This window comes from Amycolatopsis sp. NPDC059021 (assembly GCF_042739895.1).
Classification (GTDB): Bacteria; Actinomycetota; Actinomycetes; order Mycobacteriales; family Pseudonocardiaceae; genus Amycolatopsis.
On record NZ_JBHYIQ010000133.1, the window covers coordinates 19,062 to 24,154 of the forward strand.

Genomic DNA, 5,093 nt, shown 5'->3' on the forward strand with positions numbered 1-5,093 from the left:
GCCCGCCCCCCGACTCTCCCTCTGAGAAACGCTACAGTATCTCACACGCCACGCGCTATTCTCCGCCCAGCACCCACAAAACCCCCCCCTTCAGCAGGCGCCCGGAATGTCCGGAGCGGTGGCGGTGTTGGCCCCGGATGACACTGTCGATCAAGGGGAGATCCGCATGCCAATGGTCATGACCGTGCAGGAGCGCCAGGAGTTCCTGAGCGGGGTCCACATCGGGGTGCTCGCGATCGGGCGGGAAGGACGCGCGCCGCTGGCCGTGCCGGTCTGGTACGACTACGAACCCGGTGGCGAGGTCCTCGTCTGGATGGACCGGGACTCGCTGAAGGACCGCTCGATCCGCAAGGCCGGACGGTTCAGCCTGGTGGTCCAGTCCGAGCAGCAGCCGTACAAGTACGTCACCGTGGAGGGCCCCGTCGTCGCCAACGACACGGCTCCCACCCGCGAGCAGGCGACGCGGATCGCCGAGCGCTACCTGCCCGAGGACCAGGCCCGCGCCTTCGTCGACGGCTCGCTCACCGAGACTTCGGTCCTCGTCCGGATGCGCCCGGAGAAGTGGCTCAGCAGCGACCACTCCAAGGCGGAGTGAACATCAGCCGACGGCGGTCACTGTCGCGAGTGGACGGTGGACGTCGTCGGCGAGCCGCACGTCGACCTGATCGGCGCCGTCGAACCGGTAGCCGACGCCGCGCACGGTCGTGATCGGCGCGATCACCGGTTCGAGCTTCCCGCGGATCTTGCGGACGTGGACGTCGACCGTGCGCCCGCCGATGTTGCCCGGCAGCTCCCACACCTCACGCAGGAGTGTTTCGCGGTCGAGTACCTGGTCGGGATGCGTGGCCAGGTAGAGCAGCAGGTCGAATTCGAGCCGGGTGAAGTCGAGGGCCTCGCCGTGCAGCAGCGCCCGCCGCGACGGCACGTCCAGCCGCAGCGGTCGTTCCACCGCGGGCCGTACGGTCGGCGGCGGGACCTCGAAGAGGAACACTTCACCGGGTTCCGGACAGTCCCCGACGGCATTCTGGACGGCGGTGGCAACGCGGGCGGCGATGCCTGCCGCCCGCTCCTGGTCCGCGTCGACCCGGATCGCGAACGTCAACTCGACGCGCGCCCGGGGCATGGCTCGGGTCATGGGCCCATGCCATCACCGGCACCGGAAGGCGGTCAACCGGTTCCGCCTGGTGAGCGGTCTCGCTCAGGCTTTCACCAGTGCGTCGACGGCGCTGTAGAACATGCCGAGGCCGTCGTCCGACGGTCCGGTCAGCGCGTCGATGGCGTGCTCCGGATGCGGCATCAGGCCGACCACGCGGCCGTTGGCGCTGCGGATCCCGGCGATGTCGTTGCGGGAGCCGTTCGGGTTACCGCCGACGTAGCGGAACGCGACCCTGCCCTCGGCCTCCAGCTCGTCCAAAGTGGACTGCTCGGCCACGTAGCAGCCGTCGATGTTCTTCATCGGGATGAGGATCTCGGCGCCCGGCTCGTACCGGCTGGTCCACACCGTTTCGGTGTTCTCGACCCGCAGCCACTGGTCACGGCAGATGAAGTGCAGGCCGGCGTTACGGATCATCGCGCCCGGCAGCAGCCCCGCCTCGCACAGGATCTGGAACCCGTTGCAGATGCCGAGCACCGGCATACCGCGGTGGGCGGCCTCGATCACCGCCGTCATCACCGGCGCGTGGCGGGCGATCACCCCGGTGCGCAGGTAGTCGCCGTAGGAGAAGCCACCGGGGACGACGACCGCGTCGACGCCCTTGATGTCCTCGTCGGCGTGCCACAGCGAGACCGCCTCGGCCTCGGCATAACGGACCGCGCGAGCGGCGTCGCCGTCGTCGAGCGTGCCGGGGAAGGTGATGACGCCGATCCGGGCGGTCACGCCTCCACCCGCCGGACCGTCCACTGCTCGATGACCGGGTTGGCCAGCAGGCCCTCGGCGATCTTGGCGAGCGTCTCGTCGTCGACGGAGTCGTCGACCTCGAGCTCGAAGTGCTTACCCTGGCGAACCTCGGTGACGCCGCTGAAGCCCAGCCGCGGCAGCGCGCGGGCCACCACCTGGCCCTGCGGGTCGAGGATCTCGGGTTTCGGCATGACGTCGACGACGACTCGAGCCACGGCAGGCTGCTCCTTATTCACGCAGGTCGTGGGTACCGTCAGAGCGTACTTCACTAGCCTGGGTGCCTGACGGACCGGTATCGAGGGGGAGACATGAGCCACCCGCCCCAGCAGGGCCCCTACCCACAGCAGGGCCCGTATCCCCCGGGCGGGTATCCCCCGCAGGGTCAGCCGCAGTACGGCCAGTACCCGCCGCCGCAGCCGCCGAAGAAGAAGTCGAAGGCCGGGCTGTGGATCGCGGTCGTGGCGGTCGTCGTGGTGCTCGGCGGCGCTTTCGCGTTCACCGGCTGGGTGACGCCGGGCTTCTTCAAGAAGAAGCTGGACACCACGTCGCGGGCGACACCGGAGCAGCTGGCGCAGTCGTTCGCCAACGCGATCACCGAGCACGCGATGTTCGACCAGCTGTGGTGCAAGATCCGCTCGAAGCGGTCCTACACCGCCGAGCAGGCGTTCGCGGTGGCCAGGGACGAGGCGAAGCTGACCAATCCGGTGCATCCGACCGGGCAGCAGGAGCGGGCGGCGACGGTCACCGCGGGCCCGATGAGCTACGGCTTCGCGATGATCCCCGGCAACCAGGGCTGGTGTGTGCGAGACGCCAAGGAGGGCGGGGAGCCGGAACCGCTGGCGAGCGCGTCGACCGATCCGAGGCCGAGGCCCGAGGTGAAGGACGGCGCCGACGCCGCCAACCAGTTCATCGCCGCGGTCAACGGGCGCGACATCCCGGCGGCACTGTCGGTCATGTGCCAGGACGCGCCCGACACCACCCGCAGCGGCACCCAGCAGCTGATCAACGGCGAAGTGAAGCTCGTCGCGCAGTCGACGGACGTGCTGCGCACCGCGGGCCGGACGATCGTGCACGTCGACGCCAAGGTGGACGGCGTGCCGAGCCAGGGCCGCGTCGAAACCGATGACCGCGCGAAGGGCGGCCCGTGCGTCACCTCGTTCGACCCGTCGTCGGACTAACCCCTCTACCGGGGGCTTTGCGCGTAGGGTGAGCTGCGTCATGATGAGCTCTTGGCAGGGTGCCAATACCCCGGGAGGCAGCGTGGCCGAGCAGGACTCCTACGACTACGTCATCGTCGGCGCGGGCAGCGCGGGCTGCGTGCTGGCGAACCGGCTGAGCGAGGATCCCTCCGCCAGAGTGCTGCTGCTGGAGGCAGGCGGTGAGGACACCGCCGACGAGATCCACATCCCGGCCGCGTTCGCCGCGTTGTTCAAGACCAAATGGGACTGGAACTACGAGACGGTCGAGCAGAAGCACACCGGGAAGACGTCGTACTGGCCCCGCGGGAAGACGCTCGGCGGCTGTTCGTCGATCAACGCGATGATCTACATCCGCGGCAATCGCGCCGACTACGACGCCTGGCGTGACAAGCACGGCGCCGAGGGCTGGGGTTTCGACGACGTCCTGCCGTACTTCAAGCGTGCCGAGGGCAACCAGCGGTTCGGCGGCCCGCTGCACGGCACGGACGGGCCGCTGCACGTCGAAGACCGGCGGTTCACCCACGAGCTGTCGCATGCCTGGGTGGATTCGGCCGTGTCGTGGGGTCTCAAGCGCAACGACGACTTCAACGGCGAGACGCAGGACGGCGCCGGGCTCTACCAGGTGACCTGTAAGAAGGGCGCGCGCTGGTCCACCGCGGATGCCTATCTGCGTCCGGCTCTGACGCGGCCGAATCTGACCGTTCGCACCGGCGCGCAGGCGACGCGCGTGGTGTTCTCGGGAACGCGCGCCACCGGAGTGTCCTATTTGGACGCGGGGGTCGAGAAGACCGCGCACGCGGCGGCCGAGGTGCTGCTGTGCGGCGGCGCGATCAACTCGCCCCAGTTGCTGATGCTCTCCGGCGTCGGGCCCGCCGAACACCTGCGGGAATTCGGCATCGACGTCGTGGCCGCACTGCCCGGCGTCGGCGAAAACCTGCACGACCACCCGGCGGCGCCGGTCATCTGGTCCACGCGCGGCACGACGGACCTCGTCGACGCCGCGACGCCCGCCGGGCTCGTCCGGTACCAGCTGACCAAGCGCGGCCCGCTGGCGTCCAATGTGGGCGAAGCGGGCGGCTTCATGTCCACTGTGGATGGTTCGGCCGTGCCGAACATGCAGTTCCACGTCGCGCCGACGTTGTTCTACGACAACGGTTTGCGCGAACCGACGGTGCCCGGCTTCACCTCGGCGACCACCCTTGTCGACGTCGCGAGCCGCGGGCGGCTGCGGCTGAAGTCGGCGAATCCCTTGTGGAAGCCGCTGATCGACCCGGCGTACTACGCGGAACCCGCGGACATGGAGGCGACCCTCGCCGGCCTGCGCACGCTGATGGAGATCGCGAAATCCGGCCCGCTGGCGCGTTACCTGGACAAGCCGTTCCTTCCCGATCGGTCCGAATTGGACGAGGACGCGCTGATCGAGCACGTCCGGGAGAACACGCAGACGCTGTATCACCCGGTGGGCACCTGCTCGATGGGCACCGGGGAACAGGCCGTCGTCGACCCGGCTTTGCGGGTACGCGGCGTGGACGGACTGCGCGTCGTGGACGCCTCGATCATGCCGATCGTCCCGCGGGGCAACACGAACGCCCCGACGATCATGGTCGCCGAGAAGGCCGCCGACCTCATCCGGGCCGACGCCCGCTAGCCGCCCCCCCCACTGCTCGGGTATCCCCCTCCCGCACCGGGGGGCGACCCCAAGACCATTCTATCGCGGGGGTATGACAAAACCGCGTTCAAGATCAACAATGGCCGGAGTTGTCCACAACGGCGTGGGGCTGTGGACAACTGGAAGCAGATGGCTGCCAAAAGGTCGCCGATAGTCCGGCGACTGCGGCGAATGGGGCCCTGCCGTTTCATACTGTCCATAAAGGACAATGGGCCGCCGGCAGCGCCGACTGCGGCAAAGGCTCCCTTCGGGGGCGTTCGTGGGTGCGGAAACGTGTGACCCATGGGGTGCGTTGTCTGTCGCGAACGCTCCGTTCGGGACGCTGATC

6 protein-coding genes are annotated in these 5,093 nt (G+C 68.9%); 3 read left to right on the forward strand and 3 right to left on the reverse strand.

Features of this window, described 5'->3' with window-relative positions:
- Positions 1–166 precede the first annotated feature (166 nt).
- Positions 167–595 carry a pyridoxamine 5'-phosphate oxidase family protein gene (locus ACFWX1_RS43600; protein ID WP_378395782.1) on the forward strand — a complete coding sequence of 143 codons (429 nt, stop codon included), beginning with the start codon at positions 167–169 and terminating at the stop codon, positions 593–595.
- A gap of 3 nt (positions 596–598) precedes the next feature.
- On the opposite strand, the gene ACFWX1_RS43605 is transcribed toward ACFWX1_RS43600, so the two are convergent.
- The 3 genes from ACFWX1_RS43605 to purS form a co-directional block, all read right to left on the reverse strand.
- Positions 599–1,135 (reverse strand): winged helix-turn-helix domain-containing protein, encoded by a 537-nt coding sequence (locus ACFWX1_RS43605; protein ID WP_378395783.1) that lies wholly within the window; start codon positions 1,133–1,135, stop codon positions 599–601.
- A gap of 63 nt (positions 1,136–1,198) precedes the next feature.
- A complete protein-coding gene (gene purQ, locus ACFWX1_RS43610) occupies positions 1,199–1,876 on the reverse strand; it encodes a phosphoribosylformylglycinamidine synthase subunit PurQ (RefSeq protein ID WP_378395784.1) in 678 nt (225 codons plus the stop codon).
- On the reverse strand, positions 1,873–2,112 hold the full coding sequence (gene purS, locus ACFWX1_RS43615) for a phosphoribosylformylglycinamidine synthase subunit PurS (protein ID WP_345395628.1): 240 nt from the start codon (positions 2,110–2,112) through the stop codon (positions 1,873–1,875). Before purS ends, purQ begins: the two co-directional genes overlap by 4 nt.
- Positions 2,113–2,205: 93 nt before the next feature.
- Between purS and ACFWX1_RS43620 the strand changes: the two genes are divergently transcribed.
- Together ACFWX1_RS43620 and ACFWX1_RS43625 are read left to right on the forward strand one after the other, a co-directional pair.
- A complete protein-coding gene (locus ACFWX1_RS43620; protein WP_378395785.1) occupies positions 2,206–3,075 on the forward strand; it encodes a hypothetical protein in 870 nt (289 codons plus the stop codon).
- 82 nt (positions 3,076–3,157) lie between these two features.
- Entirely contained in the window at positions 3,158–4,744 is a 1,587-nt protein-coding gene (locus tag ACFWX1_RS43625; RefSeq protein ID WP_378395786.1) for a GMC family oxidoreductase, read from the forward strand.
- Positions 4,745–5,093 lie beyond the last annotated feature (349 nt).